This window comes from Clostridium sp. HV4-5-A1G (assembly GCF_900184915.1).
GTDB classification, from domain to species: domain Bacteria; phylum Bacillota; class Clostridia; order Clostridiales; family Clostridiaceae; genus Clostridium_B; species Clostridium_B aromativorans.
In genome coordinates this window covers 18,765-32,491 of sequence record NZ_FXYI02000015.1, presented here as the reverse complement: position 1 = coordinate 32,491, position 13,727 = coordinate 18,765, and the positions used below count along the sequence as shown (strand labels likewise).

General features: G+C 34.6%; 14 protein-coding genes. 3 read left to right on the top strand and 11 right to left on the bottom strand.

Translation table 11 applies throughout. The features are described 5' to 3' along the window. Both J5G60_RS03270 and J5G60_RS03265 read right to left on the bottom strand, forming a co-directional pair. On the bottom strand, window positions 1–645 hold a 645-nt coding region (locus tag J5G60_RS03270; protein ID WP_150356851.1), incomplete at its 3' end, for a glycosyltransferase family 8 protein. 214 nt (window positions 646–859) lie between these two features. Further along, on the bottom strand, window positions 860–1,777 hold the full coding sequence (locus tag J5G60_RS03265; RefSeq protein ID WP_150356852.1) for a choline kinase family protein: 918 nt from the start codon (window positions 1,775–1,777) through the stop codon (window positions 860–862). 730 nt (window positions 1,778–2,507) lie between these two features. On the opposite strand from J5G60_RS03265, the gene J5G60_RS03260 reads away from it, so the two are divergent. The 3 genes from J5G60_RS03260 to J5G60_RS03250 all read left to right on the top strand — a co-directional run bounded on the left by J5G60_RS03260 (window position 2,508) and on the right by J5G60_RS03250 (window position 6,775). Beyond that, on the top strand, window positions 2,508–3,698 hold the full coding sequence (locus J5G60_RS03260) for a histidine kinase (RefSeq protein ID WP_150356853.1): 1,191 nt from the start codon (window positions 2,508–2,510) through the stop codon (window positions 3,696–3,698). Between the two features lie 5 nt (window positions 3,699–3,703). Continuing rightward, window positions 3,704–4,474, top strand: a complete 771-nt coding sequence (locus J5G60_RS03255) for a response regulator transcription factor (RefSeq protein WP_150356854.1) — start codon at window positions 3,704–3,706, stop codon at window positions 4,472–4,474. A gap of 192 nt (window positions 4,475–4,666) precedes the next feature. Continuing rightward, a complete protein-coding gene (locus J5G60_RS03250; protein WP_150356855.1) occupies window positions 4,667–6,775 on the top strand; it encodes a methyl-accepting chemotaxis protein in 2,109 nt (702 codons plus the stop codon). 96 nt (window positions 6,776–6,871) lie between these two features. Here J5G60_RS03250 and J5G60_RS03245 read toward each other — a convergent pair whose 3' ends face one another. From J5G60_RS03245 to J5G60_RS03205, 9 genes are all read right to left on the bottom strand, one after another. After that, on the bottom strand, window positions 6,872–7,195 hold the full coding sequence (locus tag J5G60_RS03245) for a DMT family transporter (RefSeq protein WP_150356884.1): 324 nt from the start codon (window positions 7,193–7,195) through the stop codon (window positions 6,872–6,874). A 196-nt stretch (window positions 7,196–7,391) separates the two neighbouring features. Further along, a complete protein-coding gene (locus J5G60_RS03240; protein ID WP_150356856.1) occupies window positions 7,392–7,688 on the bottom strand; it encodes a BMC domain-containing protein in 297 nt (98 codons plus the stop codon). A 39-nt stretch (window positions 7,689–7,727) separates the two neighbouring features. Beyond that, on the bottom strand, window positions 7,728–8,021 hold the full coding sequence (eutM, locus tag J5G60_RS03235) for an ethanolamine utilization microcompartment protein EutM (RefSeq protein ID WP_150356857.1): 294 nt from the start codon (window positions 8,019–8,021) through the stop codon (window positions 7,728–7,730). Window positions 8,022–8,047: 26 nt separating this feature from the next. Further along, window positions 8,048–8,701 (bottom strand): phosphate propanoyltransferase, encoded by a 654-nt coding sequence (locus J5G60_RS03230; protein WP_150356858.1) that lies wholly within the window; start codon window positions 8,699–8,701, stop codon window positions 8,048–8,050. 1 nt (window position 8,702) lies between these two features. Beyond that, window positions 8,703–10,295: an acetaldehyde dehydrogenase (acetylating) gene (locus J5G60_RS03225; RefSeq protein WP_150356859.1), complete on the bottom strand. Its 1,593-nt coding sequence runs from the start codon at window positions 10,293–10,295 to the stop codon at window positions 8,703–8,705. Window positions 10,296–10,357: 62 nt separating this feature from the next. After that, window positions 10,358–11,032 (bottom strand): BMC domain-containing protein, encoded by a 675-nt coding sequence (locus tag J5G60_RS03220; RefSeq protein WP_150356860.1) that lies wholly within the window; start codon window positions 11,030–11,032, stop codon window positions 10,358–10,360. Window positions 11,033–11,053: 21 nt separating this feature from the next. Then, window positions 11,054–11,764, bottom strand: coding sequence for a cupin domain-containing protein (locus tag J5G60_RS03215; RefSeq protein WP_150356861.1), 711 nt, complete (start codon window positions 11,762–11,764; stop codon window positions 11,054–11,056). 71 nt (window positions 11,765–11,835) lie between these two features. Beyond that, the gene (locus J5G60_RS03210) at window positions 11,836–12,384 is read right to left on the bottom strand and encodes a BMC domain-containing protein (RefSeq protein WP_150356862.1); all 549 of its coding nucleotides are present in this window, start codon (window positions 12,382–12,384) and stop codon (window positions 11,836–11,838) included. Window position 12,385: 1 nt separating this feature from the next. After that, complete coding sequence (locus J5G60_RS03205; protein WP_150356863.1) at window positions 12,386–13,714, bottom strand: 4Fe-4S dicluster domain-containing protein; 1,329 nt, start codon at window positions 13,712–13,714, stop codon at window positions 12,386–12,388. Window positions 13,715–13,727 lie beyond the last annotated feature (13 nt).

Genomic DNA, 13,727 nt, shown 5'->3' with positions numbered 1-13,727 from the left:
ATAATATCTAGGATCATAATTAAATAATATTTCATCAAATTTTTTTATATATTTGGAATACAGTGCATTAATTATATCCTGATCCGGCAAAATTAATTTATTTTTATTTTTCTTCACAAAATCATAAATCTCTTTTTCTTTTACAATTTCTCTTTGCAGATCAATATTCATTAAAAGAACCCCGGAATTATAATATGTTTCGATTTGATAAGGTTTTAATCGCAACTTATTGATTTCTTTAACTGTCAATATATTATGACATGCTGCAGCATAAAGATATTTAGAAATACCAATATCATATAATTTTCTTATTGGATTTATAACCAGAATATCGGGATCAAGATATAATATTTTATCCACATTTAAAGGTAGAAACTCAAATGCCAATAATCTATAGTACATTTCTTTAGTATAATACATAGTCAAAGGTGAATCTTTAAAATGTTCATTCTCCACTTTTATTATAAAAAGCTTATGGTTTTCCTTTTTTACAAATTTATTTACATTATAAATCTCATCTTCTTCCATATTTGAATACATCATATAAATATAAAATCTTTCTTCAGGATTATTCATAAATAAAGATTTCAGCATAACCTTTAATGGTTTTAAATAATTTGAATCCAGTGTAACAAGAATATTCATTTATATTTTCTCCTCACATATAATTAATTGAACTTCTACATTATTCTCATACTTATGAATTACCCACAATCAATAAATATTAAACAAAAATAACTCCAACCCCAAAAAAGTTAGAGTCATTATCCTTTCTATAACTAATAGTCATAAAAATATGATAATCAATATACTTACTTATTTTATCATAGTAAGCATAAAAATTTCAATGTTTCCTCTATTAACATTTCTTTACCATATCAGCAATGGAATAATCTGATGAAACTGTTATTGTCTTGACATTTCTTTGAAAACGCTCATACCTAAAACAGCAGTAATCGAGAAAATCATCACCGCTGTAGTGCCTAATCATGGCCCATACCATCCACAGCAAATCCTGTGCCATCATATAGCATTTTATTTTTAATATTTCTGAAGGCATGGGAAACTTACCATAATAGTCTAAAAGGAGATATTTAATTGCATCTTCAGTTAGTCTGGATTCAAGAATATACGCAGCTACATCCCAACTCGGATCGTTCATCCCGGAATATTCCCAATCTACAAGGTAGGTTCTTCCTTTATTATCCACCACAAAGTTTTCGGGCACCGTATCATTGTGACAGGGGACAGAAATTGTATTTTTAATATTCTTTTGCATAAAATCCAGCAGTCGTTTTTTTAATGCAGCATAGTCGAAGAAAAAATCTCCATTAAGTTCTTTAATAATATGCTCATATTTGTTTAACTCTTTTTCCCAATTAAAAGAATTGGGAAAATGTTTTTGGCTGGAGTGAATCTTTTTCATAAGAGCAGAAACAGCTTTTATATTAGCTGAAGAGCAAGGATCTATTTGGGCAATATTTTTACTATTTTCAATATATACACTGATTTTAATCCCACTTACCTCATCAAAATAAATGCACTCAGAGCTCAGGCCTAGCTCTGAAACAATTTTATTATTAAGCTTTTCAATTTTTCGGTCAATCATTAAATTGGTCATACCGCCTGGCTGCCGGACAACATACTCTGTTCCATTTATATTCATAATATAGTTGTAATTAGTAAGTCCACCTGCAAAACGAGTTTTGTCAAATATTATACTGTCGTCACTAAAAACAAGACGCAGTTTTTTTTGTACTAATTCTTCCATTTCCATAAATAATCCACCACACATATTCAATCTATTGTTTTGTTAATTAAGAAGACATAAGCAACCAAATAAATGCGCCAATTTATAATTTCCTGAAATCCATTACAAGGATCATTATAACAATAATATGCCTAAAAATCAACATATTACCTTATATGTCTCTTCTAGCTGATACCAGTATATAGAAGTCAGAAATCTAGAATTATATAGACATAGTTCTAGATTCCATTACAAATATTCCATTACAATAACTTCTATTGTAATAGTTCCACTTTTCAAAATAAAAGTGGATATTATTCAAAAAAAACGATATTATACAATATAATATTTTAACTAGATACAATAATACTAATAATATACATTAATTCTACAATAAATCAGTTATCTTATATGGTATCATAAATGATGGTAATTATTAAAGTTCAGTAGAAAATAGGAGAGGAAATCATGGAAGGTAAGTTTAAACTGAAATCCAATATTTATTTTAATAAGCAATCCATACAGCTTTTAGAACAAATTGAGGAACTTATATATATTTGTAGAAAATGCTATTTATAAAATGTTCAAAATCACAGAAAATAACTTATAAAATATTAACTTTGGTTTCTTTTTGACGAAACTCAAAGAGTAAGGTAAATTACTAGTTTACTTTCATATTCTTATGTATTACAATGAAGTTTAGATAATTTCTTCCTTCACGTACAATTATAAGGTCATAAGAGGTGCATTTACAGGTATGAATAAAACTAATAATCCACTTGAAAAATTAATATCCTCAAATTTATACGATCGTTATAGTGGTATTTTATCCTTATCAGATATTCCTCTGTTTCTGGCAGATACAAATGGTAATATTTTGCTTGAATTTATTCCATCTCCTGATTTTTGTACACATGTATGTCAGGAAAAGGGCGGAGAAGTATGCCCTGACTACAGATGTCGATTAAATCCCAAGGGCGAGGGTAGATTTGTATGTCGATATGGCCTTGAAAATATACTTTTTCCCATCAGAGTAGAAAATGAAACCTTAGGATACGTAGCCGGTATGCAGGTATATTTGAAGGATAATGAATATAAAAAATACATGATTAATATAAATCCCTCCAAAGAGAGCAAAGCTGAAGAATTAGAATTTGTTGCTAAATCGATTTCCTCACTGAAAACCGTGGAATCCAATAAAATTAAAATACATGAACGTTTATGCGGTCAAATTGCTAAAAATATTTCTCTTGACTTATCTGAAAATATAAGTTATTTTCATCAAGATGTGAAAAGGTTATCAATTGAAAAAGAGATACTGGAAAAAAAGATCATTGATCTAGAGGCAAAAAACATGTCTTTAGCAGTTAATCCTCATTTTTTGTTTAATACTTTAAACTGCATCGCCCGTGTGGCTTATTTTGAGCATTCTCACACAACAGAAAAACTCATTTATTGCCTTTCTGACTTGCTGCGATACAACTTAAAACAGGAAAACCAACTTCACACTATTGGCGCTGAAATCAATAATATTGAAAAATACCTGTATATTCAGAAAGTGAGATTTAAAAACCGCCTTGAATACAGCATAGATATTCCTGAAAATATTAAATCTTACACAATTCCCAATATGGTTATCCAGCCAATTGTTGAAAACTCCTTAATCCACGGAATTACACCAAAACGAGAAGGAGGTAAAATAATTATTTGTGCAGAGGAATGTAAAAGGGAAATTATTATTTCCATTATGGATAACGGAAATGGCTTTCCAAAGGACATTTTGCTAAACATGAAAAAATTTGAAAATAAATCGGGTTTAGGGCTTTGGAATACAGACAAACGCTTAAAACAATACTATGGGAAACAGTACGGATTGGAAATTGTAAAGTCTGATTATAGTGGTAGTACCGTTACTATCACAATTCCTACCCAGCCTATTGTGAGGTGATAGCAATGAGCGTGGTTTTGATTGTAGAAGATGAAATGCTTGAGCAAGAATTTCTTAGATCAGTTATGCTTGAAGAGCTTTTTCCAGAAGATAAGCTGCTGACCTGCGAAAGCGGAATACAGGCCATCAATCTAGCAAAGCAATATCAACCCAATGTTATCATAATGGATATAATGATTCCTGAATTGGACGGTTTAAGTGCCATTGAGAGAATCAGAAAATTTTTACCCAATGTATTTATTACAATTTTGTCCGCCTATTCGGACTTTTCCTATGCACAAAGAGCAATCAGGCTGCAAGTTTCCGAGTACTTGTTGAAACCTGTAAAACCCAATGTTATCAAACAGGTTTTCCGAAAAATGCTGGACTCAGCAAACGATTGTGATGCATTGACAGAAGAAAATCCTGACGAAAATATTAAAGATTCTAGAGGAAGTCAACGATACTTTATAGAGGAATCCATAAAATATATTAAAGAACATTATAGAGAAAAAATCACTTTGAAAATGGTTGCTTCTAGAGTATTTTTAAGTCCCAAGTATTTCAGTCGTGTTTTTAAGAAGGAAATGGGGGTTTCATTTTCAAATTATATAATCAATTTAAAAATTCAACATGCCTGTAGATTGTTAGAGACAACCAATTATCCCGCTTATCGCATTTCAATAGAATGTGGTTTTTCAGATCCTTCTTATTTTAACAGGGTATTTTGTACACAGATGAATATGACTCCTCAATCCTACAGAAAATATACACGTATGTCAGCACAGAGAGATTGAAAGTTATGAAATTATTGCAACATAGTATAAAATCTTTAAAGTACTAATTATTATAAATCTTTTATCGAACTCTAACATAAAATCGCTAGGGTTCTTTATTTATACAAATTATACCAACTATTTTAGCTAATAAAAATGGTTATTTTTATATACTAATATATGATTTAAAAACGTAAAAGGGGGATAAAATTTATGTTACAAAAAATGAGTTTAAAAGTAAAAATTAGCACTATAATTGGACTATTGCTGATACTAACTTTCGCAGCTACGTTTTCTATATTATTAGTCAGGTTATATAATAGCAGTATATCACAAGCTAAAACTCTCTCAGAGGAAATGTCAAAATCCTATGCATCCCAGGTTGACAGTCATTTTATAACACTTGAAACAATAGGTGATACATTCAAAGATTCAATAAACAGTCAGATAAAAAAAGGTGTTAAGAATAGAGATATTATCATTGATATGCAAAAAAATATATTGAATAAATATCCTAATATTTATGGAATAACAGTGGCTTTTGAACCAAATGCCTTTGACGGCAAGGATTCTTCCTATGCAGGAAAACCGGGATACGGCGAAAAGGGATTGTTTATACCCTATGTAACCAGAAGCAACGGCTCTTTTCATATTGAACCGGCATATAATTCTGAAACTGAGATGACCTGGTATAATACTCCTAAAAGAAGTAAACGAGTATTTGTGACGGAACCAACTGTATATAAAGTTAATGGCAATAATATCTCCATGGCATCTTTGGTAGTACCTATTTTAGATGAAAATAAAAATTTTCGAGGAGTTGTATCCATAGATTACAGACTTGAAACATTTCAAAATATTGTAGATCAAATAAAACCCATGGGAGGATATGCTCAACTTTTATCGAAAAATGGTATATATGTAGCAAATGGGGCCAATAAGAAGTTGATAATGACTGATGCAAAGAAAAGTGGTAGTGACTGGAATAATGTTGTAAGCCAAACATCTGCAGGCAAACAGATTCAAGCCATAGGAAAATCAATTTCAACAGGAGAGGACGTCTTCAGAGTAGCATACCCGGTAAAAATAAGTGACTATGATATGAATTGGAGTCTATGCATTGATATTCCCATGGCAAATATTTTAAAGGATTTCTATGCTCAATTAAGAGAAATAATACTTATGGCCTGTATTGGACTTGCCGCTATAATCCTGGTAACAGTATTAATTGTAGGTTATATGACCAAAGGACTTAAATATACGGAAGATCAATTGGATTTATTGGCACAGGGAGATCTCAGTAAGGAAATTAATTCTAAGTTTTCAAAATCCAAAGATGAAATTGGAAATATGATAAATTCTATGTGGAAAATGCAAAAATCAATTAAGAATATAGTAAAAGGCGTGAAAGACAATTCTTTAAATGTAGATCATTCAATAAGCAATGTGGAAAAAAGTATAGGTACCCTAAACTCAAAGATTGGTGATGTATCTGCAACTACAGAGGAACTCTCTGCCGGAATGGAAGAAACTGCGGCATCCTCTCAAGAAATGAACAACTCGGCATCTGAAATAAAGAAAACCGTTGAAAGCATGTCATCAGCAATCGAAAGCGGATTAAAATCTGCAGAAAAAATAAATACAAGAGCTGATGCTCTGAAATCCTCTGCAATTCAATCTCAACAGAATGTACATGACATGAGTTCAGATATGAATAAAAAATTACAACTGGCACTTGAAAAGTCAAAAGCTGTGGAGCAAATAAACTCATTGACAGATGAAATATTGGAGATAACCTCACAGACAAATTTACTTGCACTAAATGCATCTATCGAAGCAGCACGTGCAGGAGAAGCTGGAAAAGGATTTTCCGTTGTAGCAGATGAAATCAGAAAGCTAGCCGATTCATCTCAGAACATGGTCATCCAAATTCAAAATACCAATAAGGATGTAGTTCAATCCGTAGATGCACTTAGAAATAGTTCAAGAGATATAATGAAATTTATCGAAAAACAAGTGGTGCCTGATTATACTAATTTAGTTAAAACAGGAGAACAGTACAGCAAAGATTCTTCTGAAATCAAAAAATTGATTGATGATTTCAATAAAATATCTGAAAAATTACTTTCATCTATTTCTGATATAGTAAAATCCGTGGGAGAGGTATCTGCAGCATCGGAAGAAGGTGCACAGGGAACTACAAGCATAGCACAGATGTCTTCAGAAGTAGCTGAATTAAGCAATAACGTATTGAATCAGACAGCAGAATCAAAATCAAGCTCTGAAAAATTGAAAAACATGATTTCCATATTCAAGCTATAACAAGCTATAAAAAGAGAAAATGTACTTAAAATTTAATTTACACAAAGTAAATACAGATGGCTACCCTAATATGGTAGCCATCTGTACTAACATTTTTTAATGATTTACACCACTTAAATTTAAGCCTACTATTCCAGTGATAATTAAAATTATAGATATTACTTTACCCATGTTAATTTCCTCTTTAAAAAACATTATTCCAATAACTGATATTACTGTAATTCCTACCCCTGACCATATTGCATATGCAATACTTACATCTATTTTCTTTAAAGCCAATGAAAATACACTGTAGCATAAAAAATATGCAACAAACATACCTATGGATGGAAATAACCTCGTTAATCCATTGGAAATTTTCATTAACGAAGTACCTATTAGCTCCAACGTTATTGCTAAAAATAGAAAAAACCAGTGCATCATAGCCTCCCTTTATAAATTTTATAGTACCAATTACATTTGAAAAAAGAACGTATCCCGATTTGATTTACATGGATCCAGATACGTTCTCTAAACAAACTATCATTTTGATTTTAGCATCTATCATAAGATGATAGCATATTATATCTTATTTTAAAGTCATCTTCATATGTCTTTTCAAATATCAAATTTTTGTCTACTCTTCATTTCCTTCAGAAATTTTAGGAAGAATAGATTCAACCTCAACATGCGGACGTGGAATAACATGAACTGAAATCAGTTCTTCACCAACACGCTGTGCTGCTGCTGCACCAGCATCAGTAGCTGCCTTTACAGCACCTACATCTCCTCTTACCATCACTGTTACAAGACCACCTCCAACATGTTCCTTACCAATTAAATGGACATTTGCCGCCTTAACCATTGCATCTGCTGCTTCAATACAACCTATTAAACCTTTTGTTTCAATCATTCCCAATGCATCATGTTGCATTTTTTTCTCCCTCCTAAAACCTTATTTATGATCTACAATTTATTTTTCATCTTCCTTTTCAATTTTAGGAAGAATACTTTCAACTTCCACATGCGGACGTGGAATAACATGAACTGAAATCAACTCACCAACACGCTGTGCTGCTGCTGCACCAGCATCAGTAGCTGCCTTTACAGCACCTACATCTCCTCTTACCATCACTGTTACAAGACCGCCTCCAACATGTTCCTTACCAATCAAATAAACATTAGCTGCTTTAACCATAGCATCTGCTGCTTCAATAGAACCTACCAAACCCCTCGTTTCGATCATTCCCAATGCATCATATTTCATTTTTTTTCTCCTTTCTTCCTAATACCTTATTTTATTATTGTAATTTTCGATACATTATTAAGATTCATGGCATTTGCTTCTTCTGTATCAACATGACATTCTAAAGCCGAAGCATCATTTGCCCTAATAACTACATTATTGTAAATACCACCTCGCGGCCCATCAACCTGAATGCTTACTATTTGCCCATCATGAACATCAAAATGCTGTGCATCTCCAGGTGTCATATGGATGTGACGCTGTGCAACAATCAATCCTTCTTTTATCTGAATGGATCCCTTTGGTCCAACTATAGTAATTCCAGATGTTCCGTGTAAATCACCTGACATTCTAATCTGTGGAACTGTCCCCAATTTAAAAGAATCTCCCTTTAGAACTTCCACCTGTGTCTTACTGCGTATTGGGCCAAGAATCCTAATCTTTTCAATGGCACCCTTTGGGCCGCAGATAGTCACAGTCTCCTTACACGCAAATTGTCCTGGTTGTGTTAGATCCTTAACTCTAGTCAACTGATATCCTTCTCCAAATAAGGTGTTAAAATCTACCTGTGAAAGGTGAACATGACGATTCGAAATTCCGATTGGAATTTTATACTCATCCTCTCTCCTACCTTCAGAAGGCATATTATCTTTGACAGTCTCCAGTAAAAGTTTGAGGACAGCTTCATACTTGTTGTCCATTTTAATTAGCTCCCTTCATCGCAGCTATTAATTCACTTACCAGCTTAGTAAGCTTTTCATTGTCAGTTGAATCAGAATTTGTACTATAACATTCCTTATCATAATTAGCTTTATTCTGGCAAGTACTCTTTGCAACATAGGAGGCAGGACTCGTAGCATAGCATCCTAAATCCCGCTGATTCCCACAGCTGCCAGAAAGTTCAGGATGATTGAACGTCGGATCATCTGAAGCCAATGTGCTGCAGTTTTTAATACCATATGCAACCCTCTTGATATTAATCAAATGCATCGGACTGACATTTTCAGAAACAGAACTTCCTCCCCATGTACCACAGCCTAATGTAAAGGAAGGCAATAACCCTGTACTTGCACCAGTGCCGCCCTGACTTCCACCGGTATTAACCAGAATACGGGATGCTGGCTTTTTAGCAAACTTCATTACCATATCTCTATCATTTGTATGGATGTTCATAGTATGACCAAGGCCATTTTGAAGCAATCTAATACTTAAATCACATGCTTCATGCCAATCTTTAACTGTATAAAAAGCAAGTACTGTTGTCAATTTTTCATAAGAAAGCGGATAACCGTCACCAACACCCTGTTGTTCTCCAAGTAAAACTTTTGTTCCCTCTGGAATTGAAATACCTGCAGCAGAGGCAATGACCTGTGGTGATCTTCCAACAAATTTTGCACTCATACTGTGGCCGCCATTTTTAAAAAGTAGATTACAAACTTTTTTGGTTTCTTCAGCTGTCATAAAATATCCACCCTGTTTTTTGAATTCAGTTACTATAGCATCATGATTGCACTCTTCAGCAATTACAGACTGTTCAGATGCACAGATAGTACCATAATCAAAGCTCTTACTAGCAATAACATCCCTAACCGCTTCGTGAACATCAGCTGTTTTCTCAATATAAGCTGGAGAATTACCAGCACCGACGCCCAATGCAGGCTTTCCAGAACTATAAGCAGCTTTTACCATCCCCGGTCCTCCAGTTGCAATTATCATGGAAACCTCTTTGCATTTCATCAACTCGTTCGTAGCATTCATAGACGGTGTTAAAATGCTGCCTATAATATTCGCAGGAGCACCTGCTTCTACTGCTGCATTACACATGAGACTAACAGCTTTTGTTGTACATTTTATTGCAGCAGGATGTGGTGAAAATACAATGGCATTACGTGATTTAATTGCTATCATTGATTTGAAAATAGCGGTGGATGTTGGATTTGTAGAAGGAACTATACCCATTACTAAGCCAACAGGTTCTGCAATATCAATTACCTTATCAACCGGATTTTCTTTGATTACACCAATTGTCTTCATATTTTTAATAGAATTATATACACAAGTAGAAGCCATATGGTTTTTATAAGTCTTATCTTCAACCTTTCCAAAACCGGTTTCTTCTACAGCCATTTTGGCTAAACAAACTGCATTTTCCTCTGCCACTTTAACCATATTGCGCAGAATTTTATCGATTTGCTCTTCAGTATAATTAGCAATTTGATCTGCTGCAATTTTTCCTAGACGTGCAAGATTTCTCGCTTCTTGTACAGAACGTAAATCATAATCAATATTTTCCAATTGTGATCCCTCCATTATTTTTCATAAAACTTTTATTATTTATTTTAATTTCTGCAACTGTGTTAACTATGCCCATAATACTTTCCAAACTCTGCAATCAGCAGCTTTTTACTTGCTCTAGAAATTTCCCTTCCTTTAATGCCAAAGTTTTCATATTTGCGTGCTAGATTTCTAAGTTCTACCACCTTATATTTGCTTAAAATCTCAATGGCTTTCTCAGGGCCACATTCAAATACTATCTTGTCTACAGCTTCCTTATTGTGCTTTTTACTCAAACCTTCTTTCAACAAAACTGTTGTTTCTTTTGGCATGGATTCCCTATTATTTGTCTCCTTTACTCCTAAATCTTCAATTGTTACTGTTTCTTTAACCTCAACAGGAACCTCTACAATGTTTTCCACTTCTTCTTTTAATTCGGCTTCTGCTGAAGCAGTAACTAAAATATCTTCACTTTCCGCTGGTACTGATGATACAATTATCTTGTCTAAATACTCATGTGGACGTGGAATTACATGCTGTGAAATCAGTAATGTGTTATTTATCAATTTAACTGCAGCTGCACCAGCTTCTACAGCTACTTTTGCTGCAGCTACATCACCAGTTACAGCAATCGAAACAAGGCCTCCTCCTACATATGTCTTCTCCAAAATATTCACATATGCTGCCTTGAGCATGGCATCTACAGCCACAATAGCTGCAACGAGTCCTTTCGTTTCGATTAATCCAAGTGCTTGCATCACTTAGTCCCCCTCTTAGTTCTAGCTTACAAGATCAGCCCAGTTGGCTGGATATGTAACATAGAATAACTTGACCTTGTCAGGAGATCCCCATATAACTTTGGATCCCGATGGAACATAGAGTACGTCACCCGGGTGTACAGTGAATGTCTTCCCATTAAGAGTAATTGTCAATGTACCTTCGATAACATAATCAATCTCCTCATAAGTCAGTTTCCAGTCAAAACTAGAATGATCAATTGTTAAAAATCCGGCACTCATAGAAGAATCATCTTTACTGATCAATTCCTGATAACATACTTTGGCATTTGGATTCCCAGTATCAAAGGTATCAAATTTTACTGAGTTTCCACGGACTAACTTCAAACCGCTACAATCACTTTCAGCAACATATGGTTTATTGGAAACTGAATCAAGTACACCTTTTAAAAGACCCTTATCCATCATGACCTTGAGCACTTTATAGATCATATCACTGCTAATTCCACTCTCACAATTTTTTAGAGGTTCAGGAGCTTTCTCCACAGAAGAGTTCTTCGTTTCGCAGGAACTTTTTGTTTCACAAGGCTCCTTTGTTTTGCAAACTTGAGTTTCTGTAGAAAACTCTATTCCACGAGCTCTGGCTGCATCCTTAGCCGATGGAGTAATAATCGTATTACAGTCAATATAAACTGTCTTTTGACCTTGCTTTTCCGCATCGTCAACATCTTTGACACAAATTAATTTTTTCATTCCTCCACATCCTTTCATTCATTGATATAATCATTGAAAACATCCTCCCATATATAAAAGCTTTTACATATTTAAAGTAAAGATGCCACCAGTATATCAGAGGGTGAAGGTATTACCTCTGCATTTACTAATAAACCTTTTTCCTCTGCAATAGCTTTTCCGGCCCCAATACCAGCTTCAACTGCAGCCACGTCACCAGTAAAAGTAAAGAATGACTTACCACCTAATCCATTTCCCAGGCGAAGCTCTAATGGCTGTAACTCTGCAGCTTTAAGGATTGCATCAGCTGCAGCAATCATTGTTGACAGAGAAAAAGACTCCATAATTCCCAAGGCTTGAATTTCATCTGGTACAGTTGCACCTGTTATTGCTGGAAACACTGCCGGACTTACATTTGGTATAACAATAGAATCAACTAAAAATTCTCCTGCCAGCCTTTCACCAATATCTACTGAATCTTTTACTGCTGCAACATCCCCGTCAACAATAGCAATATATTTGCCAGGACAGGTAGAACCTGCCGTAACTATTTCCACATGAGAAATTTTTACCATCTGATCTGCTGCATATATACCACGTGCAATGCTTGTAAATTCTACCATTCCTATTGCTTTCAACATATCATTCCCTCCTTATCACAATAAAACCATTTTCACTTTCGATAACCTTTCCTGAAATACTTGCATGAACGGCGGCACCTAGGCTATCTTCAGGAATTTTACCAACTTGCTGTCCCACCTGTACATAATCGCCAGGATTGACAATTGGAACTGCAGGCGCTCCTACATGCTGCCTCATCGCAATATGTACTAATTCAGGTTCCATATTAACTTCTGTCATAGGAGCCGGTCTATCAAAATTATTCAAACCTAACCTTGCAATAAGACGCTTACTTGGAATCAAACGATATTCACGACTTTTTCTGGCAGCAAATTGCGACTTAATCGGTTTATACCTTATATTCTGCTCCGCCAGTTTCCCCTTAAAATATAGATTTGCAGATTTGGGATAAAGCCCTGCGGGACATGAAAACAATTCACATAAATTACACTGACAGCACAGCTGTGCAATCTTCTGACCCTCAACATCATCTAATGCATAATTCAAAGCCCTCATTATCTTGTGCGGCTGCATATTATGTCCAAGAAGATAACGAGGACACATATCCGTACACATACGGCACTGTTCACAGGAAGATCTATTTACTCTTCTTGCCTGTTCTATATTAACGGATTTCCTTCGGATTAGAGAATGTTGCTTTTTCAAAATTACAAATCCCTTATTCTTCTTTGTAACATATCCATCTATATTATCCATGACAGGTCCCATCATAGGGCCGCCATCAATAACTGCATAATCATCAAAATTTTCTATACCACTCAGTTTTAACACATCTATAATAGGTGTGCCTACCGGTACTTTTACAGTCAATCGTTTGGGAATATCCCCTGCAACTGTAATATATTTCTCCGTAACCGGTTCTCCAAGATTAGCGTGATAAATATTCAATGCTGTTTCTGTATTAACTACCACACATCCAACTTTAATTGGGATACCCGTTTCTGGAACAACTCTACCTGTCAGCTCATAAACCAAAACCTGTTCATCACCTGCTGGATAAATATCTGGAAGTTCTTTGACTTCAATAAAATCACTTACTTGAAGTGCCTTGATCCTATTACGAAGTATGGAAATTACTTCTTTATGCTTTCCTTTAATACCTATAAGGCCCTTGGCAGCACCCACTAACTTTCCAGCTGCTTCAAACCCCTTAATTATCTCATCGGGAAACAGTTTCATCAGCTGCTGATCTACCCGCAGCAGCGGTTCACATTCAGCTCCATTAAGAAGTATATACTCTGCCTTTGATGTTAGCTTTGCATGGGTAGGAAACCCTGCACCGCCTGCACCGATAACGCCAGCTTCTCTCACCATATCAAGAAGACTCATCCTTACACCTCCT

Coding starts and splice junctions, on each gene's coding strand:
- J5G60_RS03255 (WP_150356854.1), top strand. CDS start 3,704: ATGAGCGTGGTTTTGATTGTAGAAGATGAAATGCTTGAGCAAGAATTT.
- J5G60_RS03250 (WP_150356855.1), top strand. CDS start 4,667: ATGTTACAAAAAATGAGTTTAAAAGTAAAAATTAGCACTATAATTGGA.
- J5G60_RS03210 (WP_150356862.1), bottom strand. CDS start 12,384: ATGTTGAAAGCAATAGGAATGGTAGAATTTACAAGCATTGCACGTGGT.
- J5G60_RS03260 (WP_150356853.1), top strand. CDS start 2,508: ATGAATAAAACTAATAATCCACTTGAAAAATTAATATCCTCAAATTTA.
- eutM (WP_150356857.1), bottom strand. CDS start 8,021: ATGAAATATGATGCATTGGGAATGATCGAAACGAGGGGTTTGGTAGGT.
- J5G60_RS03265 (WP_150356852.1), bottom strand. CDS start 1,777: ATGGAAATGGAAGAATTAGTACAAAAAAAACTGCGTCTTGTTTTTAGT.
- J5G60_RS03205 (WP_150356863.1), bottom strand. CDS start 13,714: ATGAGTCTTCTTGATATGGTGAGAGAAGCTGGCGTTATCGGTGCAGGC.
- J5G60_RS03220 (WP_150356860.1), bottom strand. CDS start 11,032: ATGCAAGCACTTGGATTAATCGAAACGAAAGGACTCGTTGCAGCTATT.
- J5G60_RS03230 (WP_150356858.1), bottom strand. CDS start 8,701: ATGGACAACAAGTATGAAGCTGTCCTCAAACTTTTACTGGAGACTGTC.
- J5G60_RS03240 (WP_150356856.1), bottom strand. CDS start 7,688: ATGCAACATGATGCATTGGGAATGATTGAAACAAAAGGTTTAATAGGT.
- J5G60_RS03215 (WP_150356861.1), bottom strand. CDS start 11,764: ATGAAAAAATTAATTTGTGTCAAAGATGTTGACGATGCGGAAAAGCAA.
- J5G60_RS03245 (WP_150356884.1), bottom strand. CDS start 7,195: ATGCACTGGTTTTTTCTATTTTTAGCAATAACGTTGGAGCTAATAGGT.